The organism is Bradyrhizobium sp. RT6a, assembly GCF_040547675.1.
Classification (GTDB): Bacteria; Pseudomonadota; Alphaproteobacteria; order Rhizobiales; family Xanthobacteraceae; genus Bradyrhizobium.
The window spans coordinates 157,636-179,888 of record NZ_JBEPQC010000006.1; the positions used below are offsets into that span (position 1 = coordinate 157,636).

Genomic DNA, 22,253 nt, shown 5'->3' on the forward strand with positions numbered 1-22,253 from the left:
GCCAAGGCAACGCTCTCTCCGTTCCCTCCCCCCTTGTGGGGGAGGGTCAGGGAGGGGGGTGGCCCCAGGCGAGGTCCAAGTTCGTGGCACCCCCTTCCCCAACCCTTCCCCACAAGGGGGAAGGGAGCCCGTCTGTCTATGCCCGCTTTACGTTTGCAGAGCATTGATCGTTAATGACCCATCCCGGCGAACAGTTTTATCCCGAGGGCGTGCGCTGGGACGACACCATCGTCCAGGGTTCGTTGCCTGACCTGCTGGCAAAAGCCGCGACCGAGTACGGCCCGCGCACCGCGCTGGAATTCCGCGATCGTCCGATCACCTACACCGAACTCGCCGCGATGGCGGAGCGTGCGGCGGCTGCATTCCTCCGCGCCGGCTGCAGCAAGAACAGCTCGGTGGCGCTGTTCCTCGGCAACACGCCCGATCATCCCGTCAATTTTTTCGGCGCGCTGAAGGCCGGCGCCCGCGTCGCGCATCTATCACCGCTCGACGGCGAGATCGCGCTGACCCACAAGGTCTCCGATTCCGGTTCGCGCCTGCTCGTCACCTCCAACCTCGCGGCACTGCTGCCGACCGCGCTGAAATTCCTGGAGAAGGGCCTGATCGACCGCCTGGTCGTCTGCGAGGACGACAATTGGGGCAAGATCGGCACGCCGCAGGCCGCGGTCCCCAATGATCCCCGCATCGTCACCTTCAAGACCTTCGTCGAGGGCGCTACCGGGCCGGCACAGTGGCCGTCGGTGACGGCGGACGACGTCGCGCTGCTGCAATATACCGGTGGCACCACCGGGCTGCCCAAGGGCGCGATGCTGACCCATGGCAATCTCACCTCGGCCGTGTCGATCTACGACGTCTGGGGCAAGCCGTCGCGCGCGACGCGCGGCGACGTCGTCGAGCGCGTGATCTGCGTGCTGCCGCTGTTCCACATCTATGCGCTCACCGTCGTGCTGCTGTCCTCGCTCAGGCGTGGCAATCTGATCTCGCTGCATCAGCGTTTTGACGTCGAAGCGGTGATGCGCGACATCGAAATCAAGCGCGCGACTTATTTTCCCGGCGTGCCGACGATGTGGATTGCGATCGCAGCCCTTCCCGATCTCGACAAGCGCGATTTCTCCTCGCTGGCGACGATCGGCTCCGGGGGCGCGCCGCTGCCCGTGGAGATCGCGAATTTCTTCGAGCGCAAGGTGGGCAAGAAGCTCCGCAGCGGCTGGGGCATGACCGAGACGTGTTCGCCTGGCACCGGCCATCCGCCCACAGGTCCCGAGAAGCCTGGCTCGATCGGACTGATGCTGCCCGGCATCGAACTCGACGTCGTTGCCCTGGACGATCCCACGAAGGTGCTGCCGCCGGGTGAAGTTGGCGAGATCCGCATCAAGGGCCCGAACGTCACCAAAGGCTACTGGAACAAGCCCGAGGGATCGGCCGAGGCCTTTGTCGACGGCCGCTTTCTCACCGGCGACATCGGCTATGTCGACACCGACGGCTATTTCTTCCTGGTCGACCGCAAGAAGGACATGATCATCTCCGGCGGCTTCAACGTCTATCCGCAGATGATCGAGCAGGCGATCTACACCATACCAGGCGTGCACGAGGTGATCGTGCTCGGCATCCCCGACCAGTACCGCGGGGAGGCCGCCAAAGCCTTCATCAAGCTGAAGCCGGATGCAAAGCCGTTCTCGCTTGACGAGCTGCGCGCGCAGCTCGCCGGCAAGCTCGGCAAGCACGAATTGCCGGCGGAGGTCGAATTCGTCGACGATCTGCCGCGCACGCCGGTCGGAAAGCTGTCGCGCCATGAGTTGCGTCAGCAGCAGAAACCATCACAATCCGCCCAACTTGCCACCCGACTTGCATCAGGAGATCGCTCTTGACCGACGCCGTCATCGTTTCCACAGCCCGCACCCCGATCGGGAAGGCCTATCGCGGCGCGCTCAACGCCACCGAGGGCGCAACCCTGCTCGGCCACGCCATCGGCGAGGCCGTCGCGCGCGCCAAGATCGACCCCAAGGAGGTCGAGGACGTGATGATGGGCGCAGCGCTGCAGCAGGGCGCGACCGGCGGCAACATCGCGCGCAAGGCGCTGCTCCGTGCTGGTCTCCCCGTCACCGTTGCCGGCACCACCATCGACCGGCAATGCGCCTCCGGCCTGCAGGCGATCGCACTCGCCGCGCGTTCGGTGATCTTCGACGGCGTCGAGATCGCGGTCGGCGGCGGCGGAGAGTCCATCTCGCTGGTGCAGAACGACAAGATGAACGGCTTCCACGCGCAGGATCCGGCGCTGCTCGAGATCAAGGGCGAGGTCTACATGCCCATGATCGACACCGCCGAAATCGTCGCCAAGCGCTACGGCATCTCGCGCGAGAAGCAGGACGAATATTCGCTGGAAAGCCAGCGCCGCACGGCCGCGGCCCAGCAGGGCGGCAAGTTCAAGGACGAGCTCGCACCGATCACCACCAAAATGGCGGTGACCGACAAGGCGACCGGTGCAGTCTCGTTCAAGGACGTCACGCTCTCTCAGGACGAGGGCCCGCGCCCCGAGACCACCGCTGAAGGTCTTGCCGGCCTCAAGGCCGTGCGCGGCGAGGGATTTTCGGTCACCGCCGGCAATGCCAGCCAGCTTTCGGACGGGGCCAGCGCAAGCGTGATCATGAGCGACAAGGAAGCGGCCAGGCGCGGGCTGAACCCGCTCGGCATCTTCCGCGGCTTCGTCTCCGCCGGCTGCGAGCCGGACGAGATGGGCATCGGCCCGGTGTTCGCCGTGCCGCGCCTGCTCAAGCGTCATGGCCTCACCGTCGACGATATCGGCCTGTGGGAGCTGAACGAAGCCTTCGCGGTGCAGGTGCTGTATTGCCGCGACAAGCTCGGCATCGACCCCGACAAGATCAACGTCGACGGCGGCGCGATTGCGGTCGGCCATCCCTACGGCATGTCGGGCGCGCGCCTCACCGGCCACGCTCTTATCGAAGGCCGCCGCCGCAAGGCGAAGTACGCGGTCGTCACCATGTGCGTCGGCGGCGGCATGGGCGCGGCGGGGCTTTTTGAGGTGTTGCAGTAGTTGCGTCGTCCCGGCGAAAGCCGGGACCCATACTCCGCAGCCGGAGTGTGGTGCTCAGACAGCAGTTGCCTTCGCACAACGAAGGCGGGTGGTAATGGGTCCTGGCTTTCGCCAGGACGACGAGGAAACAGGAGGATCCGATGGATCTCGCATTCACGAAAGAAGAGCAGGCGTTTCGCGAGGAAGTGCGGTCATTCTTCCGCGACAACGTGCCGCCGGATACGCGGCGCAAGCTGGTCGAGGGCCGCCACCTCTCGAAGGACGAGATGGTGACGTGGTGGCGCATCCTCAACAAGAAGGGGTGGGGCGTCAGCCACTGGCCCAAGCAATATGGTGGCACCGGCTGGACCTCCGTGCAGCACTACATCTTCAACGAGGAGCTGCAGTCCTATCCGGCGCCGCAGCCGCTCGCCTTCGGCGTCAGCATGGTCGGTCCTGTCATCTACACCTTCGGCAATGAAGAGCAGAAGAAGCAGTATCTGCCCCGCATCGCCAATGTCGACGATTGGTGGTGTCAGGGCTTCTCCGAGCCCGGCTCCGGCTCCGACCTCGCCTCGCTCAAGACGAAGGCCGAGCGCAAGGGCGACAAGTGGATCATCAACGGCCAGAAGACCTGGACGACGCTCGCCCAGCACGCCGACATGATCTTCTGCCTCTGTCGCACCGATGCGACCGCCAAGAAGCAGATGGGCATCTCCTTCATCGTGTTCTCGATGAAGTCCAAGGGCGTCACCGTGCGCCCGATCCAGACCATCGACGGCGGCGTCGAAGTCAACGAGGTCTTCTTCGACGACGTCGAGGTGCCCTACGAGAACCTGATCGGCGAAGAGAACAAGGGCTGGGACTACGCGAAATTCCTGCTCGGCAATGAGCGCACCGGCATCGCCCGGGTCGGCGTCTCCAAGGAACGGCTGCGCCGCATCCGCGATCTCGCCTCCAAGGTCGAATCCGGCGGCAAGCCGATCATCCAGGACGCGGCCTTCCGCGACAAGCTCGCGGCCTGCGAAATCGAGCTCAAGGCGCTCGAGTTGACGCAACTCCGCGTCGTCGCCGACGAAGGCAAGCATGGCAAGGGCAAGCCCAATCCGGCTTCCTCCGTGCTGAAGATCAAGGGCTCCGAGATTCAGCAGACCACCACCGAGCTACTGATGGAAGTGATCGGCCCGTTCGCAGCACCCTATGACGTGCACGGCGACGACGGCTCGAACGAAGCCATGGACTGGACCGCCCAGATCGCGCCGAGCTATTTCAACAACCGCAAGGTCTCGATCTACGGCGGCTCCAACGAGATCCAGCGCAACATCATCGCCAAGGCGGTGCTGGGGCTTTGATCCTACACTATCAACACGCACTCACCGTCATGGCCGGGCTTGACCCGGCCATCCACGCCTAGCGCTACGAAGAACGTGGATGCCCGGCACAAGGCCGGGCATGACGAAATCGATACCGGAGAGCAAAGAACATGGATTTTGATCTGAACGAGGAGCAACGGCTTCTCAAGGAAAGCATCGACGGCCTCTTGAACGATTCCTACGATTTCGAGAGTCGCAAGAAGTACATGAAGGAGAAGGGCGGCTGGAGCAAAACCGTGTGGGGCAAGCTCGCCGAGCAAGGCCTGCTCGGTCTGCCCTTCGCGGAGGCCGATGGCGGCTTCGGCGGCGGCGGCGTCGAGACCATGATCGTGATGGAAGCGCTCGGCAAGGCGCTGGTGCTCGAGCCTTATCTCGCCACCGTCGTGATCGGCGGCGGCTTCCTGCGCCATGCGGGCAGCGATGCGCAGAAGGCCGCGCATGTGCCCGGCATCGTCGACGGCAGCAAGACGCTCGCCTTTGCCCAGCTCGAGAAGAACTCGCGCTACGATCTCTTCGACGTCACGACGACGGCGAAGAAGAAGGGTGACGGCTTTGTCATCGACGGCGAGAAGTTCGTCGTGCTCAACGGCGAGAACGCAGATACCCTCATCGTGACCGCGCGCGCCAAGGGCGAGCGCCGCGACAAGAGCGGCATCGGCGTGTTCCTGGTGCCGGCCAATGCGAAGGGCGTCGCCAAGAAGTCGTACCCGACCCAGGACGGCCTGCACGCCGCCGACATCACCTTCACCGGCGTCGAGGTCGGCGCCGATGCGGCGCTCGGCAATCCCGACGACTCGCTCGCGCTGATCGAGCGTGTGGTCGACGAAGCCCGCATCGCGCTCTGCGCCGAAGCGGTCGGCCTGATGGACGAGTCGCTGAAGACCACGGTCGAGTACATCAAGACGCGCAAGCAGTTCGGTGTTGCGATCGGTTCGTTCCAGTCGCTGCAGCACCGCGCTTCCGACATGTTCGTCGCCACCGAGCAGGCGCGATCGATGTCGATGTTCGCGACGATGGCTGCCGATTTCGAGGACGCCAAGGAGCGCAGCAACGCCGTTGCCGCGGCCAAGGTGCAGATCGGCAAGTCGCTGAAGTTCGTGGGACAGCAGGCGATCCAGCTCCACGGTGGCATCGGCATGACCATGGAGGCGAAGATCGGCCACTACTTCAAGCGCCTGACCATGATCGAGAACTCGTTCGGCGACACCGACTACCACCAGCGCCGCGTGGCGGACGGTGGCGGGTTGATCTAGCGCCGGATCGCGAGGCGGCAGCCGCATAAAGATCGTCATGCCCGGGCTTGTCCCGGGCATCCACGTCTTGGCGGTGAGACAAAGGCGTGGATGGCCGGGACAAGCCCGGCCATGACGATGAAGCAAGCGAGCTGAATCAAAAGAGGGAGCAACAACAATGAAAAACACCCCGTTCGATCTCACCGGCAAGGTCGCCGTGGTCACCGGCTCCAGCCGCGGCATCGGCCGCTCTTCCGCCGAACTGCTCGCAAAGCTCGGCGCCAAAGTCGTGGTCTCCTCGCGCAAGGCCGACGCCTGCCAGGAGGTCGTCGACGGCATCAAGGCGGCCGGCGGCGAGGCCACCGTCATCCCCTGCAACATCGCGCGCAAGCAAGAGGTCGAGGCGCTGATCGCGGGTGCGACCAAGCACTATGGCAAGATCGACATCCTCGTCTGCAACGCCGCGGTGAACCCCTATTACGGCCCGCTGCTCGACATCACCGACGAGGCCTTCGACAAGATCATGGGTAGCAACGTCAAGAGCAACATCTGGCTCTCCGCGCTGGCGATCCCGCAAATGGCCGAGCGCGGCAACGGCTCCGTCGTCATCATCTCCTCGATCGGCGGCCTGCGCGGCTCGACCGTGATAGGCGCCTACGGCATTTCGAAAGCCGCCGACTTCGCATTGTGCCGTTCGCTCGCCGGCGAATGGGGCCCGAAAGGCGTCCGCGTCAATTGCATCGCGCCCGGCCTCGTCAAGACCGATTTCGCCCGTGCGCTGTGGGAAGACGAAGCGAATCTGAAACGCCGCACCGCCACCACCCCGCTCCGCCGCATCGGCGAGCCCGACGAAATCGCAGGCGCAGTCGCCTACCTCGCCTCCGATGCGTCGAGCTTCATGACCGGACAGACCATCGTCATCGACGGCGGCGTGACGACGGCGGCGCCGTAGTCGCCGGTCCTCTGCTACGGGCGGCGCCCGGCCAAGGTGCGTTCGATGGCGCTTTCGATGGCGCGTGCGACGATCAGGGCCGAACGTTCGTCGAGGTGCACGCCGTCGTCCCAACGTAGCTCGCGTCGCGGCGGATCGATCGGCAGCCAAAGCGCGCGATCCGGGAAGGCTTCGTCGACGATCTCGTTGGTGATCCGGACCATGCGGGAGCCTTCAATCTCCGGCGCAAACGGAACATGGATCAGAAACGCGCGGGTGCCGCGCCGCTGCAGCTCGTCGATGAGCTGCCTGATGCGAACCACATTCGCGCGTGCCGGCACGGTCGGGTCAGCTTCGTTCATCTGCTCCAGCGCACGGTCGAGATAGACCTTGTTGTCGAACGTGCCCGGCGGCTGGCTGAGCAGGCGATCCCGCTCGGCGCGCGCCCGGGCGGGATCAGGTTCACCGTGTTTCCACGTTTCATAGCCCGCGATCGCTGTTCGCACCGGGCGCAACAGCAGCGCTTCCGTGCGCGCGCCGCCGGAAAATTTCTCGATCAGCGCGCTGTCCGACTCGCGCGTCAGGACATTCATCTCGATCAGCACAATCTTCGGCGGGTTCGGCCGGTTCGCGACGATCTCGAGACCTGTCACCGGCGAGCCGCCCGCCAGCGAAAGATTACGGACGCGCGGCGGCGAGAAATACTCCTCCTTGAGACGCCAGGCGACCGAGCTGCCGACCACCACGACATCAGGCGTGGGATCCTGCACATAGCGGTTCAGGCTGACGAGGCTGCCGCCGCGGGTCGTGACCGCCGGCTGCTGCAGGGCCGAGCCGAAGCGCGCCGTGGTGAAGGCGCAGGCCAGCAGCAGCGCGGTTGCAGCAGCAGCGCACTTGACCAGCCATGAAAGCGTCACATCCTGCGGCATGTCAGAACTGGAAGTAGATGAAAGTGCTGTCGGGCCCCGCTTCGAGACAGGCAAGCGCTGCGAGCGCGCCATAGAGATAGGGCTCCCATCGCCGCAACCGGCCTTCGATCAGCGCGCCGATGCCCGCATGCTGGATGATAACAGGCAAGGCATAGAGCAAAGCCAGATTGGTGAACAGTTTTGGCGGATTGGGCGCGTCCGTCGCCATGAACATTCCCTTGAGATAGCTGAGCGCGTGGTCGAAGTTCGGCAGCTTGAAGAAGATCCAGAGCATCGTGACGCAGAAGAAGACGATGCCCATCCGGATCACCCGCACCGCGGGGCTTCCATCGCCCATGAGTTTCAGGAACGGTCGTTCGATCACGAGCAAGATCCCGTGCGCCATGCCCCACAGAGCGTAGCTCAGGCTGGCACCATGCCAGAGTCCGCCAAGCGTCATCACGATCATCAGGTTGAGACAGGTTCGTCCCGGTCCATGACGGTTGCCGCCGAGCGGAATGTACAAATAGGTCCTGAGCCAGCTCGACAACGAGATGTGCCAACGCGTCCAAAACTCAGAGAATGAGGTCGAGATGTAGGGCAGGTTGAAGTTCACGGGCAGGCGATAGCCGAACAGCAGGCCGAGGCCGAGCGCAATCGCCGAGTAGCCGAAGAAATCGGCGTAGATCTGGTAGCTGTAGAGGAACACCAGCAGCCAGCGATCCTGCGTGCGCAGCGTCTCGTAGAGCGGGAAGTCCATGTAGGACGTCATCTCGTTGAGATTGTTCGCCACATACAGCTTGAAAAAATAGCCGACCAGGATCCACTTCGCGGCCTCGACGAAGGCGACGTCACCCAGCCGCTTGGGAATGATCTGCGGCATGAACTGGGCCGCGCGCGTGATCGGGCCGGACACGAGCTGCGGGAAGAAGATGATGTAGAGGAACACCTCGCGCAAGCGGACGGTGCGTTTCTCGCGCGTCAGGTCGACCAACAGGCTGATGTTGTGGAACGCGAAGAACGAGATTCCGATCGGCAGCGGCAGTCGCAGCAGGAAGTCGATCGGCGCGACGCCCGTGAGTGTGGTCGCGGCGGCGTCGACGAACAGGAACTTGTATTTGAAGAACGCGAGCAGGCCGAGATTGAAGACGATGCCGGCCGGCATCCAGAAAGTTCGATTCTCGAACGCAAGCACCAGGCAGAGATAGGTGCCGAGCACCGCGACGAGCAGCAGCGGCAGCAACTCGGGCTGGCCGAAGCCATAGAAGAACACGCTTGCGAGAACGAGCAGCGGGACCTGGAAGCCGCGCAGCGAAGGCAGGTAATAGACGCCGAACACGATCGCGACGAAGATGCCGAACTGAAAAGAAGTGAAGGTCATGCCGCCCCATTTGCCCGCCCGGCATGTAGCATTTTCGCATTCTCTGTCCTAGCCCCTCCACATGCGTGTGGTCCGCCCCGACGAGCGCGGCGGGCTTGACCTTCCGCCTCCAATCCGCTCCCTTTGGCGCGACACAATGATCCCTCACGGGACAACGCCAAGAAAACGCCAAAGAAAACGCCAAAGACAACGCCAAGGTTTGCTTCCATGTCTTTCGTCCTCGCCATCGACCAGGGCACCACCTCCTCGCGCGCGATCGTGTTTCGGGGCGACATATCCATTGCGGCGAAGGCGCAAGCCGAGTTTCCGCAGCATTTCCCCGCCTCGGGCTGGGTCGAGCACGAGCCCGAGGACATCTGGACCTCGACCGTGACCGTCTGCCGCGACGCGATCGCGCAGGCCGGCATCAGCGCAAAGGACATCGCCGCGATCGGGATCACCAACCAGCGCGAGACCACCGTGGTGTGGGACCGCGCCACCGGGCAGGCCGTGCACCGCGCCATCGTCTGGCAGGACCGCCGCACCGCCGACATCTGCGCGAAACTGAAAGCCGACGGCCGCGAGCCCGTGATCTCGCAAAAGACCGGCCTGATCATCGATCCCTATTTCTCCGGCACCAAGGTCGCCTGGATTCTCGACCACGTCCCCGGCGCACGCGCGCGCGCCGCCCGCGGCGAATTGATGTTCGGCACCGTCGATTGCTACCTGCTGTGGCGCCTCACCGGCGGCAAGGTCCACGCCACCGACGCCACCAACGCCTCGCGCACGCTGCTGTTCAATATCCACACCGGGCAGTGGGACGACGAGCTGCTGGAGATCATCGGCGTGCCGCGCTCGATGCTCCCGGAGGTGAAGGATTCCTCCGCCCGCTTCGGCGAGAGCACGCCGGACCTGTTCGGCGGCGCGATTGCGATCTCCGGCATCGCCGGCGACCAGCAGGCCGCGACCATCGGTCAGGCCTGCTTCCGTCCGGGCATGATGAAGTCGACCTACGGCACCGGCTGCTTTGCGTTGCTCAACACCGGCACCACGCCCGTGGCTTCGAAGAACAAGCTGCTCACCACCATCGCCTACCAGCTCGGCGGCAAACGCACCTACGCGCTCGAAGGCTCGATCTTCGTCGCGGGCAGCGCGGTGCAGTGGCTGCGTGACGGCCTCGGCATCATCAAGCACGCCGCCGAGACCGGACCTCTTGCCGATCAGTCGGACTCCATGCAGAGCGTCTATCTCGTGCCGGCCTTCGTCGGCATGGGCGCGCCGTACTGGAATCCGCGCGTGCGCGGCGCGCTGTTCGGCCTCACCCGCAACACCGGCCCGGCCGAGCTTGCCCACGCCGCGCTGGAAAGCGTCTGCTACCAGACTTTCGACCTCTGGGCCGCGATGCGCGCGGACTGGCCGAGCTCGGAGGTGGCCAGCGTCGTGCTCCGGGTCGACGGCGGCATGACCGCGTCCGACTGGACCATGCAGCGCCTCGCCGACCTGCTCGACGCGCCCGTCGACCGCCCCGTGATCCAGGAGACGACGGCACTGGGCGCCGCCTATCTCGCCGGCCTCCAGGCCGGCGTCTATCCCGAACCGACCAAGTTCGCCGACAACTGGCGCCTCGAGCACCGCTTCAAGCCGAACATGAGCCAGGCGACGCGCGAGCGGAAGCTGGCGGGCTGGGCGAGGGCGGTGAAGGGCGTGCTCGCGAGCGATGAGGGGGAGGGTTAAGCCGTCTCGTAGCCTGGATGGAGCGCAGCGAAATCCGGGGTACTCTGGAGGCGATGACCCTGACGCCGTGGTGAATGAAGCCTATCCACAAACTCCGCCGTCGTCCTGGCGAAAGCCAGGACCCATAGCCACCGAGCTAAGTTGCCTTGGACCGCTGGCGGCCCCAGCCTGCCGCGACAGCGACCAGCTGTGGTAATGGGTCCTGGCTTTCGCCAGGACGACCCCGAATGTGTGGCCGGCGTTCAGCTTCAAAGGGACGCATCCCATGATCCTCCCCGACGGCTATTCCGACGTCCCCACCGGCAAGATCGCAGCCGTCGTCACCCATCTCGAGATGACCGCGCCCCCTCCGCGCCGTGACGATCCCCCCGGCGCTCCATCAGGCCCTTGGACCCTGCGCAAGGTCGATCCTCCCGCGCTTCATTGGTATCGCGACCTCCATCGCCGCGTCGGCGAGGAGTGGTTGTGGTTTTCGCGGGCGCGCATGAACGACGCCGAGCTCGCCGCAATCATCCATGCACCGGGCGTCGAGGTCTATGCGCTTGTCGTGGACGGCAACGATGAAGGCCTGCTGGAGCTGGACTTTCGCGAGGCCGACCAGTGCGAGCTCGTGTATTTCGGCGTCACCGCAAAACTGATCGGCAGTGGGGCCGCCCGCTTTATGATGAACCGCGCGCTTGAGCTCGCGTGGTCACGCGGGCCGTCTCGCGTCTGGGTGCACACCTGCACCTTCGACCATCCGTCCGCAGTCGCATTCTATCAGCGCTCCGGCTTCCGTCCGTTCCGCCGCCAGATCGAGATCGCCGACGACCCGCGGCTCGATGGCACGGCGCCGCGGTCCGCGGCAAAGCATGTGCCGATCATCGAGCAATGCTAACCAAAATGAGCCGAAGAGAATCTATGGTGCATTCGGTTGGAGCGGGCGAAGCCGATCTGCTTCATCGGGCAGGCAATCCCCTCGGCGCCCCCCGGACTTGATCGTGGGAACGAGGCCATGGCTGCCGACTAAGCAAGTGGGGTTATGCAACGATTGTAGCGGGTGAACTGATAAGCCTAGCCATTCTTCAAAGTGGGTATTGCTATCGGATTTGTAATCTAGGATTGTAGTTGATTGCAAAGAGACAATTACATTCTTGGGGGAAATATGAGCATTCCTATTAGGGAAGGGACCACGAAGAGAGAATGGCTAGAGTTGGCGAGCGCTATAGCAGAGGTAGTATTCAAATCGCTGTCTCTTGGTAAAGATGGCTTCTCCTCAGTAGTGTCACCTCTGTTTCGTATACTAGAAGCCTTGCGCGGAGAGGACAGCACAGAGCGTCGTGCTACTCGATTGATATCAGAAGTTCTCGCCTACTCTATCGCGAAGACAGTTCAGTCGGTTCAATTTACTCGCGCTCCCCTGCAAGCGGAAGTTCAATCGATTGCGGAGCACTTGTTAGCTCGCGTTCAAACTCTATGCGAGCAGAACGAGATGCTTCTCACCAGTTCCGATCTCGAGCATCCAATGTCATTTACGTTGTTTAAGGATGCCTCCTCGAATATCTTTCATGAACTCAAGTCTTGCGAGCCGAGGTCGAGCGAATCCGAGGTCGTCGCCATCTTTCATCGTGCTATCAGTGAGGCGATGGGGCGAGTCCAGGCGCGAAGCCCAAATTACTTCGCGTCAGTTTTCGAAGTACTTGCGAGCCCGGCTGTCGGGACTGGAGCTTTCTAGCGTCGATTTTGAAGGTGCTAGCTTAAGAGGCGCGCAGCTATTTGGTGCGACCTTTACGCAATGCAATCTGAGGGGAGCAGACATGCGAGACGCCAGTTTGAGATACTCCAAGATAGTTGCATGTGACCTGCGCAACGCAAATTTCGATAAGGCGGAACTTGAGCAAGCGCAGTTTGACGAGCACAGCGCGAAGGAAGCTGGATTCAAAGGCGCAAAGCTAAAGAAATTGATGAAGAACAAGTTTCCAAAGGAAGGTCGGGTCGTGCTCCTAAGTGCGCCAGCTTAGCGAGGTTAAACTCCGATTAAGATGCAGTGATATCGGAAGATGTGACTCGCTCGCAATTTTCCAGTCCAAAGAATCGGAGCAGAAACCATGTTCCTGATCGGCCAATATGATTCCCCCTTCGTCCGCCGCGTCGCAATTGCGCTGCGGCTTTACGGGCTCACCTTTGAGCACCGGCCGTGGTCGACCTTCGGCGATGCCGATAAGATCGCGCCCTATAATCCGCTGCGCAGGGTGCCGACGCTGGTGCTCGACGACGGTGAGGCGCTGATCGAGAGCACGGTCATCCTCGATTATCTCGACGAATTGGTCGGCGAGGCGAAGGCCATGCTGCCGCGAGGCGGCGCCGAGCGCCGGCGTCACTTGCGCATTTGCGCGCTCGCCTCCGGTCTCGGCGACAAGGCGGTCAGCCTGCTCTACGAGCGCGTGCTGCGGAAGGAGCAGCTTGCGCTGTGGGTCGAGCGCTGCGAGGCGCAGATCGCGGACGTGCTGAAAGCGCTGGAGGCCGAGCGCGCCAAGGTGACCACGCCGTACTGGCTGGGCGAGCGCATCGGTCATGCCGACGTCGTGGTCGCCTGCGTCGTGCGCTTCACCCGCGAGGCGCACCCGCTTCTGTTCGAGCCCTCGCGCTATCCGGCGCTGTCGGCGCATGCCGACGCGTGCGAGGCGCTGGCGCCGTTCCAGGAGATCGTGCAGCCGCTGGCACCGCCGAAGGGGTGAGGCTCTTTCAATCTCTCCCGCAGGCGGCAGGGCAATCGCATCTGAGGAAGCATATGGCTGGAAGCTCGGCTGCGGCCATCCTTCGAGACGCCCGCCTGCGGCGGGCCCTCAGGATGAGGGATGCGTATGCGGCAGCATTTCAACGCAGGTGGATGCAGCTGAGCCTCATCCTGAGGAGGCCGCGAAGCGGTCGTCTCGAAGGACGAGGCGCTCGCTCAGTCGCCGCTACGCAAACCCGACCTTGATCAGGATCATCAGGAAAAGGCCGCCGACGACCGCGCAGACCGCGGCACCGATCAGCGGCCCTAGCGCGCCTTTCCGGCTTGCGGGCTCCAGCACGGCCTGCCCCGGCTGGTCCGGATCGTAATAGACCTGGACGCTCTTCCCGGGGCGATATTTCGCCGCGGCCTCTTCGGCGACCTCGCGCAGGCCGGAGATCATGGTGCCGTTCCAATCGACTTCGGTGCCGATGAAGTCGCGCTTGCCGACCCTGTAGGCGTAGCGCAGGTCGACCTGATAGCGGTGGACGAGCTTTGACGTCGTCGGTCGATTGTCGTGCTCGGTCTTCTCTTCGATGATTTCCTCGATCACGTCGCAATGGATGACCCTGCCCGACGCGGTCGGCCAGCGCAGGCTGGCGTTCGCCAGCCGGCGCGTCCGGACATAATCGGCGGCGAGGAACACCCCGCCCACGAGCACGATGATCGGCACCGCGAACGCGAATAGCGGGACGCCCTTGTCGGCGTAGAGCACGTGGCCTGCGAACGAATGCGCGGTCAGGGTGGCGGCGATGATGCCGAACACCATTGTGAACGCCACCAGTGCCGCGACGTTCTGCGCGGCGGCGGGCTCCAGCAGCGCCTCGGTCGGTTGCTTGGGATCGACATGGACGTCGACATGGGCGCCGACCGGATAACGTCCGGTCAGTTTTGCGGCCAGGACCCTCGTCGTGATGACGGTGCCGCCGACAAAGACCTTTTCGCCTTCCAGCTCCTGGCCGCCGGCCTGATAGCGGTAGCGAATGATGGGCTTGGCGTCGTTCCGGTCGTCCGAGGAATGCGCCGCCGGCTGGTCGACCCGGGAGACCGTGATGATGCCCTCCACTCTGTCCCAGCTCCGCGCCGCGACCATCCGGCCCCGCATGCGGATCAGATTGAACAGCGTCAATCCAAACAGCAGCACGGCGACGCCGGCGGCAATCTGGGTCCACATCAATTGTTGGGCGTTCAGCATCCGATTCCCCTGCGCTTCGGCGGCGACCGCCATTGGTCGCAGCCAACGCGCGTTGCGTTCATGGCAGGGGGACGGCGCGGATTCTATCTCCTCGTGCAGGGCTTGATCTCGCCCGAGGCAGAGTGCATCACGATCGGATTTGGCGACAGTCTGATGCCAAAGAACAATTGGGAGCCGGAGACCTTGTCGTTCGCCCCCTCATGGACGTCAAGATCGAGCTTCGTCGCGATCTCGGATGTCAGTTTGGCCCGCTCCTCCATCGAAATCGTATTCTGATATTTGATCTCGTAGACGACGTCGGCCTCCAGCACGGACCGCGTCTGGCACACGACGGCGCCGCTCGAAACGTTCTGGGTGACCGCGTCCTCACACTCGGCCTTCAGCAAGGCGTTGCGGGCAGAGATCAGCGACTCGTCCGATATCAGCAGAATGTTGGCGTTCTCGAGTTTGAGGTTGACGGCCTCGACCTGCTGCATTCCGGCGACAGCCGACAGCTTGTCCCTGACCTGGGCCGACACGTCGAGCTTTTTCTCAAGCGACTGCTTCAGGTCCCGGTCGACGGTCCGCGATTTCTGGATCTTGCCGGTCAGCAGCGTCGGATCGACCTCGCAAGTCGGATGCAGCTCCAGCCGGCCGTTGCTGAGATACTCGATCGTGTTGATCGTGCCGGGGCCGCCGAACGTGCTTGGCGGCACCACCTCGAAATATCCGGTCTCGGAGAGGATGGCCGTGATGGTTTGCTTCTTTCGCGGGAAGCCGACAAAGACCGCGACCATCACGAGGCCGATCGCGACAAAGACCCCGCTACCGAGCCAAAGCCATTTGCGGCTTGCTACTTTCCCGGGCAGCACAACTGATTTTTCTCGCCGCATGGCACATAGCCTTTCGGACAGTCCGCCGCGGCAATCGTGGGCAGCACGACGAGAGCGATCGCGGCGACGAACGGTGCAATGAACTGCTTCATATGTTCGATCCCAAGCAAATCGTCGGTTGAAGGTAGTAGGCCGAGAGAGTAGCGAACCAAGGTTGAGCGGACAAGTGAACGAGTTCACACGCGTCCGATTCTTGCGAGGGCGCATCTGCAGCTGTTCGATGTGTTGCGTCGTTCCGGTACAGATTGAGCATTTGCTGCACCAACGTCGTCCTGGCGAAAGCCAGGACCCATTACCCCCACCGGGTCATTTGGCGAAGATTGGTCGTTCGGTATTGCCAGCGATCGTCATCGATGATTCACGCGGTATGGGTCTTGGCCTTCGCCAGGACGACACCGAACGGACGACACCGAACGTGTGGCACGCGCCCATGATCGCGACGGACGAGGCAGCGAGTGTCAAACCGGCGCGGTCGGCGATCATGCATTCATACAGGTGTTTTGCCCGACGCCGCAAGCCATTTCGGCAAGACCGAAAATGATTGAGCCTTTTCAACCCCATGTCTACTGTGCATGGGGTTGATTTCGCGTTTTTTGTTTGGAGGGCGCCTAGCCCGCGCCCGCGCGCTTCTTCTGCCAGACCAAATGCACCGCGCAGGTGCAGCCCGGCGGATGCGAGGCAAGCTCCTTCGACGTCTCGTCGTTCGCAGGCGTTGCCGCGAATGCCGCCTTGTCGCTCGCGCCCTCTCGCGCCGGGATGTAGTTCAGGATCGGCGCGAGCCAGCGCTCGGCCTCGGCGACGCTCATGCCCTTGCGTGCGGCATAATCCTCGACCTGGTCGCGCTCGATCTTGCCGACGCCGAAATAATAGCTCTCGGGACTGGCGAGATAGAGCCCCGACACGGAAGAGCCCGGCCACATCGCAAAGCTCTCGGTCAGCTTCACGCCGGCGGTGTTCTCGGCGTCGAGCAGTTCGAACAGCGTCGCCTTCTCGGTGTGATCGGGCTGCGCGGGATAGCCGGGGGCGGGACGGATGCCCTGGTACTTTTCGAGGATCAACTCATCGGTCGAGAGCGCCTCGTCCGGCGCATAGGCCCAGAACTCGCGGCGCACGCGGGCATGCATGCGCTCGGCGAAGGCCTCTGCAAGGCGATCGGCCAGCGCCTTGCACAGGATCGAGGAGTAGTCGTCATTGGCCATCTTGAACCGGTCGGCGACCACATCCTCGCCGATGCCGGCAGTGACGACGAAGCCGCCGACATAATCGGGCACGCCGGTAGTGGCAGGCGCGACGAAGTCGGACAGCGCCGCATTGAAACGGCCCTCGCGCTTCTCGAGCTGCTGGCGCAGCGTGTGCAGCGTCGCGATCGTCCTGGTCCGGCTCTCGTCGGCGTAGAGCACGATGTCGTCGCCCTCGGCGTTCGCCGGCCAGAAGCCGACCGTCGCACGCGCCCGGAACCACTTCTCCTTGACGATCAGGTTGAGCATTTTCCGCGCGTCGTCGTAGAGCGAGCGCGCGACCTCGCCGACCTTGGCATCGTCGAGGATGGCGGGGAAGCGCCCGGCGAGCTCCCAGGTCTGGAAGAACGGCGTCCAGTCAATATAGGGCACGAGCTCGGCGAGATCATAGTCGTCGAAGCTCCTGATGCCGAGAAAGGTCGGCTTCACCGGCTTGTTCGCGGCAAAGTCGACCGGCACGCGGTTGGCGCGGGCGGTCGCCAGCTTCAGCCGCTTCTTGTCGGCCTGGGCGCGCATATGCGCATCCGAGATCTTTGCGTATTCGGCGCGGACTTCGGCGGCATAGGCCTCGCGCCTCTCGGGCGACAGCAGAGCAGACGCAACACCAACCGCGCGGCTGGCGTCGTTGACATGCACCACGGGGCCGGCGCGATAGCTCGGGTCGATCTTCACGGCCGTATGCACGCGGCTCGTGGTGGCGCCGCCGATCAGCAGCGGCAGCTTGAGGCCTTCGCGCTGCAATTCGCCGGCGAAGAACGCCATCTCGTCGAGCGAGGGCGTGATCAGGCCTGACAGCCCGACGATGTCGGCCTTCTCCGCCTTTACGGTCTCGACTATCTTGGCCGCCGGCACCATCACGCCGAGGTCGATCACCTCGTAATTGTTGCACTGGAGCACGATGCCGACGATGTTCTTGCCGATGTCGTGGACGTCGCCCTTGACGGTCGCGAGCACGATCTTGCCGGCGGACGACGAGCCTTCCGTGCCGATGCCGTTGGCGAGATTGCGCGCCTTCTCCTCTTCCATGAACGGCATCAGCCAGGCGACAGCCTGCTTCATCACGCGGGCCGACTTCACCACCTGCGGCAGGAACATCTTGCCGTCGCCGAAGAGATCGCCGACCACGTTCATGCCGGCCATCAGCGGTCCCTCGATCACGTCGAGCGGGCGCTTCGAAGCCTTGCGGGCCTCTTCGGTATCCTGCTCGATGAACTCGGTGATGCCGTGCACCAGCGAATGCGACAGCCGCTTCGCCACCAGCCATTCGCGCCAAGCGAGATCGGCTTCTTTGGTCTGGGTCTTGTTGCCGCGGAATCTTTCCGCGAGCGCCAGCAGACGCTCGGACGCACCGGGGTCGCGGTTGAGGATGACGTCTTCGCAGACCTGGCGCAATTCCGGATCGATGTCGTCATAGACGATCATCTGCCCGGCATTGACGATGCCCATGTCCATGCCGGCCTTGATGGCGTGATACAGGAACACCGAGTGCATCGCCTCGCGCACCGGCTCGTTGCCGCGGAACGAGAACGACAGATTGGACACGCCGCCCGAGATGTGCGCGCCCGGCAGGTTCTTGCGGATCCAGCGCGTCGCCTCGATGAAGTCGACGCCGTAATTGTTGTGTTCCTCGATGCCGGTCGCGATCGCAAAGATATTTGGATCGAAGATGATGTCTTCCGGCGGGAAGCCGACGCGGTTTACCAGGATGTCGTAGGCGCGCTTGCAGATCTCGGTCTTGCGGGCAAACGTGTCGGCCTGGCCGACCTCGTCGAACGCCATCACCACGACGGCCGCGCCGTGACGGCGGGCGATCCTGGCCTCGTGAATGAACTTGTCCTCGCCCTCCTTCATCGAGATCGAGTTGACGACCGGCTTGCCCTGCACGCATTTCAGGCCGGCCTCGATCACAGAGAATTTCGAGCTGTCGACCATCACGGGGACGCGGGCGATGTCGGGCTCGGCGGCGACGAGGTTGAGGAAGGTCACCATCGCGGCTTCCGAGTCCAGGAGACCCTCGTCCATGTTGACGTCGATGATCTGCGCGCCGTTCTCGACTTGGTCGCGCGCGACCTGCAACGCGGCGGTGTAGTCGCCGGCGGTGACCAGCTTGCGGAAGCGGGCGGAACCGGTGACGTTGGTGCGCTCGCCGACGTTCACGAAAGGAATGGCGTCGGTCAGGATGAACGGCTCGAGGCCGGAGAGCCGCAAGCGAGGTCCGATCTCCGGCACGATGCGCGGCTTGTGCGGCGCGACCGCAGCGGCAATCGCAGCGATATGGTCCGGCGTGGTGCCGCAGCAGCCGCCGACGATGTTGACCAAACCATCACGCGCGAACTCGCCGACCAGGCGGGCCATGTATTCCGGGGTCTCGTCATACTGGCCGAACTCGTTGGGCAGGCCGGCATTGGGATAAGCACAAACGAGCGTGTCGGCGACGCGGCCGATATCGGCGATATGCGCGCGCAGATCTTCCGCACCGAGCGCGCAGTTGAAGCCAATGGTGACGGGCTTGGCGTGCTGTACCGAATGCCAGAACGCTTCCGGCAGCTGGCCGGATAGCAGGCGGCCGGACTTGTCGGTGATGGTGCCCGACACCATCACCGGCATGTCGATGCCGCGTTCTTCCGTGATCTCGGCAATGGCGTAAAGCGCCGCCTTGGCGTTCAGCGTGTCGAAGATGGTCTCGACCAGCAGCAGATCGACGCCGCCGTCGAGCATGCCGTTGATCTGCTCGCCATAGGATTTGCGCAGATCGTCGAACGTGACGGCGCGGTAGCCGGGATTGGAAACGTCGGGCGAGATCGACGCGGTGCGGTTGGTCGGTCCGATGGCGCCGGCGACGAAGCGCGGCTTGCCGTCCTCGGCTTCGACGCGGCGCGCGGCGTTGCCGGCGAGGCGGGCGCCTTCGCGCGCCATCTCGTAGACGATGTCGCCGAGATCGTAATCGGCCTGCGCAATCGAGGTCGTGGAGAAGGTGTTGGTGGCGACGATGTCGGCGCCGGCACGCAGATAGGCGGCGTGGATGTCCTCGATCGCCTGCGGCTGGGTCAGGATCAAGAGGTCGTTGTTGCCGCGCAAATCGCGATGGAAGGTCTTGAAGCGCTCGCCACGGAAGGCGGCCTCGTCGAACTGGAGGTTCTGGATCATCGTGCCCATGGCGCCGTCGAGCACGAGAATGCGCTCGCGCGCGGCGTTGAGCAGGGCGGTTCGCTTGGGAGAGGTGGATACGGTCATGGTGTCTTAAGCCGCCTTCTGCGCGCTCTTGGCGCGGATGCCGAGCAAATGGCTGATCGCGAACACGAGATCGGCGCGGTTCATGGTGTAGAAATGGAAGGTGTCGACGCCGTGCTTCGCGAGCTTCTGCACCTGGCCGGCGGCGACGGTGGCCGCCACCAGCTTGCGGGTCTCGGCGTCCTCGTCGAGCCCCTCGAACTTCGCGGCGAACCAGTCCGGCACGGAGGTGCCGGCGCGGGTGACGAAGGCTCGCGCCTGCTTGAAATTATGCATGGGCATGATGCCCGGCACGATCGGGATGTTGATCCCACGCGCGCGCACGCGGTCGAGATAACGGAAATATAGCTCGTTATCGAAGAACACCTGCGTGATCGCGCGGGTCGCGCCCGCATCGACCTTGGCCTGCAGCGTGTCGATGTCATCGTCGAAGTCGCGCGCCTCGGGGTGCTTCTCAGGGTACGCCGAGACCGACACCTCGATATCGCCGTGCCGCTTCTTGATGCCGGCGACGAGGTCGGCGGAGCTCTGATAGCCGTCGGGATGGCTGGAATAGGCCGTGCCGATGCCGCCCGCGGGATCGCCGCGCAAGGCCACGATGTGGCGGACGCCGACCTCGTAATAGCGGTCGACGATCTCGTCGATCTCCCCGCGCGAGGCGCCGACGCAGGTCAGATGCGCCGCCGGCAGCAGCGCAGTTTCTTTCAGGATGCGCGAGATGGTCGAGTGGGTGCGCTCACGGGTCGAGCCGCCGGCGCCATAGGTCACCGAGACGAATTTCGGGTCGAGCGGGGCCAGCCGGTTGATGGTGTCCCAGAGATTGCGCTCCATATCTTCCGTCTTGGGCGGAAAGAACTCGAACGAAATCGCAGGCCGCTTCAGGTGCCCGTCTTGCCCGTCGGTATGGGCAGGCATCGTCGCGTCAGTCATGGGCACCACTCACTCCAAGGGCTCGCCGGGTCGTTGGCGGCCGGCGGTCAGGTCTAGATTGGGAGAGGTCAAGATAAGCCAAAGCGGTCGCACTCGACAGCCCATCAGAGATGGGAAATTGCCCACTTTCATTTAGATAATAGAAAATTATCTGCAGATTCAGATAGAGGTGGGATGAGAGCAGTTAGTTGAAAGTATAGATATATCAGACGCGTAATGGTGATGTGGGGCTATCTGGTACGAGATCGTGCGGTGGGCAGTATGAAAATTATAGTATCAGCGTAACCTCTGTCCCAACGCCGCGGCGCAGTCGCGCGAGCCCGTGGCCTGCACGTCAGACCTGCGCGCCCTGCCATTGCCGCTGCGCCGCCCTCCGCTACGTTAGCGCGCGATGATCCCGCTCTCAGTCCTCGACCTCTCCGTCGTCACAACTGGCACAAAGCCCGCCGCGGCGCTGCGCAACAGCATCGACCTGGCGCGCCATGTCGACGGGCTCGGCTATGTCCGCTACTGGCTCGCCGAGCATCACAACCTCGCCTCGGTCGCGAGTCCAGCGCCCGACGTGATGATCGGGCAGATCGCGGCGGTGACGAAGCACATCCGCGTCGGCTCCGGCGGCGTGATGCTGCCCAATCACGCGCCGCTAGTCGTGGCCGAGCGCTTCAAGATGCTGGAGGCGTTGTTTCCCGGCCGCATCGATCTCGGCCTCGGCCGCGCCCCCGGCACCGACGGTGCCACGGCCTATGCGCTGCGCAGCCGGCTCGACCGTCGCGAAGGCGACGATTTCCTGGAGCGGCTGCACGAATTGATCCTGTGGCAGACCCGGGAATTCCCCTCGGGCCATCCCTACCACAGCGTGGTCGCGATGCCCGACGATACGCCGTTGCCGCCGATCTGGCTGCTCGGCTCCAGCGATTATTCGTCGGAGCTCGCCGCGCAGGTCGGCATGGGCTTCGCATTCGCGCATCATTTTGCGTCCCACGATGCGATCGACGCTATGGTGCATTATCGCAATCGTTTTCAGCCCTCGGCCTGGAGCGCGACCCCGCGCGCGATCCTCGCGGTCGCCGTCATCACGGCCGACACGGATGAGGAAGCCGAAAAGCTCGCCGCGTCTTTCGACCTCAACCGCCTGCGCCGCGATCGCGGCCAGTATCTTCCGTTGCCGAGCGTCGAAGAGGCGCTGGCCTATCCCTATACCGACTCGGAGCGCACCTCGATCCAGCGCAACCGCTCGCGCCTGTTCGTCGGCAGCCCCGCAACCGTGCAGAAGCGGCTCCAGCCGCTGATCGAAGCGAGCAAGCCGGACGAGTTGATGGTGATCACCGCCGTGTATGATCACGAGGCGCGAAAGAAATCCTATTCGCTGCTGGCGGAGGCGTTCGGGCTTAAGGCGGTCGGATAAAGCTCTCGCGCCTCTGCGCTTCGCAGCCTCTTGATCCCGGCTCGCGCTTCGCGCGTCC

16 protein-coding genes are annotated in these 22,253 nt (G+C 63.7%); 10 read left to right on the top strand and 6 right to left on the bottom strand.

Going from position 1 to position 22,253, the window contains the following annotated elements; translation table 11 throughout:
• Positions 1 to 173: 173 nt before the first annotated feature.
• The 5 genes from pimA (at position 174) to ABIC03_RS28350 (ending at position 6,588) form a co-directional block, all read left to right on the top strand.
• Entirely contained in the window at positions 174 to 1,868 is a 1,695-nt protein-coding gene (gene pimA / locus ABIC03_RS28330) for a dicarboxylate--CoA ligase PimA (RefSeq protein WP_354062944.1), read from the top strand.
• Positions 1,865 to 3,052: an acetyl-CoA C-acyltransferase gene (locus ABIC03_RS28335; protein WP_354062946.1), complete on the top strand. Its 1,188-nt coding sequence runs from the start codon at positions 1,865 to 1,867 to the stop codon at positions 3,050 to 3,052. Before pimA ends, ABIC03_RS28335 begins: the two co-directional genes overlap by 4 nt.
• Positions 3,053 to 3,192: 140 nt before the next feature.
• Positions 3,193 to 4,383 carry a pimeloyl-CoA dehydrogenase large subunit gene (gene pimC, locus ABIC03_RS28340; protein WP_275172316.1) on the top strand — a complete coding sequence of 397 codons (1,191 nt, stop codon included), beginning with the start codon at positions 3,193 to 3,195 and terminating at the stop codon, positions 4,381 to 4,383.
• 131 nt (positions 4,384 to 4,514) lie between these two features.
• Positions 4,515 to 5,657 (top strand): pimeloyl-CoA dehydrogenase small subunit, encoded by a 1,143-nt coding sequence (gene pimD / locus ABIC03_RS28345; protein ID WP_354062948.1) that lies wholly within the window; start codon positions 4,515 to 4,517, stop codon positions 5,655 to 5,657.
• Between the two features lie 157 nt (positions 5,658 to 5,814).
• Positions 5,815 to 6,588, top strand: coding sequence for an SDR family NAD(P)-dependent oxidoreductase (locus ABIC03_RS28350; RefSeq protein WP_354062950.1), 774 nt, complete (start codon positions 5,815 to 5,817; stop codon positions 6,586 to 6,588).
• Positions 6,589 to 6,602: 14 nt separating this feature from the next.
• On the opposite strand, the gene ABIC03_RS28355 is transcribed toward ABIC03_RS28350, so the two are convergent.
• Together ABIC03_RS28355 and ABIC03_RS28360 are read right to left on the bottom strand one after the other, a co-directional pair.
• On the bottom strand, positions 6,603 to 7,568 hold the full coding sequence (locus ABIC03_RS28355) for a hypothetical protein (protein ID WP_354062952.1): 966 nt from the start codon (positions 7,566 to 7,568) through the stop codon (positions 6,603 to 6,605).
• A complete protein-coding gene (locus ABIC03_RS28360) occupies positions 7,498 to 8,856 on the bottom strand; it encodes an MBOAT family O-acyltransferase (RefSeq protein WP_354062954.1) in 1,359 nt (452 codons plus the stop codon). Before ABIC03_RS28360 ends, ABIC03_RS28355 begins: the two co-directional genes overlap by 71 nt.
• 207 nt (positions 8,857 to 9,063) lie before the next feature.
• On the opposite strand from ABIC03_RS28360, the gene glpK reads away from it, so the two are divergent.
• The 4 genes from glpK (at position 9,064) to ABIC03_RS28380 (ending at position 13,286) form a co-directional block, all read left to right on the top strand.
• On the top strand, positions 9,064 to 10,569 hold the full coding sequence (gene glpK, locus ABIC03_RS28365) for a glycerol kinase GlpK (RefSeq protein ID WP_354062956.1): 1,506 nt from the start codon (positions 9,064 to 9,066) through the stop codon (positions 10,567 to 10,569).
• Positions 10,570 to 10,834: 265 nt separating this feature from the next.
• Positions 10,835 to 11,446, top strand: coding sequence for a GNAT family N-acetyltransferase (locus tag ABIC03_RS28370; RefSeq protein WP_354062958.1), 612 nt, complete (start codon positions 10,835 to 10,837; stop codon positions 11,444 to 11,446).
• A gap of 670 nt (positions 11,447 to 12,116) precedes the next feature.
• The gene (locus ABIC03_RS28375) at positions 12,117 to 12,569 is read left to right on the top strand and encodes a pentapeptide repeat-containing protein (protein WP_354062960.1); all 453 of its coding nucleotides are present in this window, start codon (positions 12,117 to 12,119) and stop codon (positions 12,567 to 12,569) included.
• Positions 12,570 to 12,656: 87 nt separating this feature from the next.
• Positions 12,657 to 13,286 (top strand): glutathione S-transferase family protein, encoded by a 630-nt coding sequence (locus ABIC03_RS28380; protein WP_354062962.1) that lies wholly within the window; start codon positions 12,657 to 12,659, stop codon positions 13,284 to 13,286.
• A gap of 225 nt (positions 13,287 to 13,511) precedes the next feature.
• Here the strand turns inward: ABIC03_RS28380 and ABIC03_RS28385 are convergent, their stop codons facing one another.
• The 4 genes from ABIC03_RS28385 to metF form a co-directional block, all read right to left on the bottom strand.
• Entirely contained in the window at positions 13,512 to 14,519 is a 1,008-nt protein-coding gene (locus ABIC03_RS28385; protein ID WP_354062964.1) for a DUF3592 domain-containing protein, read from the bottom strand.
• Positions 14,520 to 14,602: 83 nt separating this feature from the next.
• Positions 14,603 to 15,391 carry a hypothetical protein gene (locus tag ABIC03_RS28390; protein WP_354062966.1) on the bottom strand — a complete coding sequence of 263 codons (789 nt, stop codon included), beginning with the start codon at positions 15,389 to 15,391 and terminating at the stop codon, positions 14,603 to 14,605.
• 608 nt (positions 15,392 to 15,999) lie between these two features.
• The gene (metH, locus tag ABIC03_RS28395; protein WP_354062968.1) at positions 16,000 to 19,863 is read right to left on the bottom strand and encodes a methionine synthase; all 3,864 of its coding nucleotides are present in this window, start codon (positions 19,861 to 19,863) and stop codon (positions 16,000 to 16,002) included.
• 6 nt (positions 19,864 to 19,869) lie between these two features.
• A complete protein-coding gene (gene metF, locus ABIC03_RS28400; protein WP_275172305.1) occupies positions 19,870 to 20,790 on the bottom strand; it encodes a methylenetetrahydrofolate reductase [NAD(P)H] in 921 nt (306 codons plus the stop codon).
• A 391-nt stretch (positions 20,791 to 21,181) separates the two neighbouring features.
• Between metF and ABIC03_RS28405 the strand changes: the two genes are divergently transcribed.
• Positions 21,182 to 22,195, top strand: a complete 1,014-nt coding sequence (locus ABIC03_RS28405; protein WP_275172304.1) for an LLM class flavin-dependent oxidoreductase — start codon at positions 21,182 to 21,184, stop codon at positions 22,193 to 22,195.
• Positions 22,196 to 22,253: the final 58 nt, after the last annotated feature.

Bases quoted from the DNA above. Each gene is read 5' to 3' on its own strand.
- pimA (WP_354062944.1), top strand. From the start codon at position 174: ATGACCCATCCCGGCGAACAGTTTTATCCCGAGGGCGTGCGCTGGGAC.
- pimC (WP_275172316.1), top strand. From the start codon at position 3,193: ATGGATCTCGCATTCACGAAAGAAGAGCAGGCGTTTCGCGAGGAAGTG.
- pimD (WP_354062948.1), top strand. From the start codon at position 4,515: ATGGATTTTGATCTGAACGAGGAGCAACGGCTTCTCAAGGAAAGCATC.
- ABIC03_RS28350 (WP_354062950.1), top strand. From the start codon at position 5,815: ATGAAAAACACCCCGTTCGATCTCACCGGCAAGGTCGCCGTGGTCACC.
- ABIC03_RS28355 (WP_354062952.1), bottom strand. From the start codon at position 7,568: ATGGCGCGCTCGCAGCGCTTGCCTGTCTCGAAGCGGGGCCCGACAGCA.
- ABIC03_RS28360 (WP_354062954.1), bottom strand. From the start codon at position 8,856: ATGACCTTCACTTCTTTTCAGTTCGGCATCTTCGTCGCGATCGTGTTC.
- glpK (WP_354062956.1), top strand. From the start codon at position 9,064: ATGTCTTTCGTCCTCGCCATCGACCAGGGCACCACCTCCTCGCGCGCG.
- ABIC03_RS28370 (WP_354062958.1), top strand. From the start codon at position 10,835: ATGATCCTCCCCGACGGCTATTCCGACGTCCCCACCGGCAAGATCGCA.
- ABIC03_RS28375 (WP_354062960.1), top strand. From the start codon at position 12,117: ATGAACTCAAGTCTTGCGAGCCGAGGTCGAGCGAATCCGAGGTCGTCG.
- ABIC03_RS28380 (WP_354062962.1), top strand. From the start codon at position 12,657: ATGTTCCTGATCGGCCAATATGATTCCCCCTTCGTCCGCCGCGTCGCA.
- ABIC03_RS28385 (WP_354062964.1), bottom strand. From the start codon at position 14,519: ATGCTGAACGCCCAACAATTGATGTGGACCCAGATTGCCGCCGGCGTC.
- ABIC03_RS28390 (WP_354062966.1), bottom strand. From the start codon at position 15,391: ATGCGGCGAGAAAAATCAGTTGTGCTGCCCGGGAAAGTAGCAAGCCGC.
- metH (WP_354062968.1), bottom strand. From the start codon at position 19,863: ATGACCGTATCCACCTCTCCCAAGCGAACCGCCCTGCTCAACGCCGCG.
- metF (WP_275172305.1), bottom strand. From the start codon at position 20,790: ATGACTGACGCGACGATGCCTGCCCATACCGACGGGCAAGACGGGCAC.
- ABIC03_RS28405 (WP_275172304.1), top strand. From the start codon at position 21,182: ATGATCCCGCTCTCAGTCCTCGACCTCTCCGTCGTCACAACTGGCACA.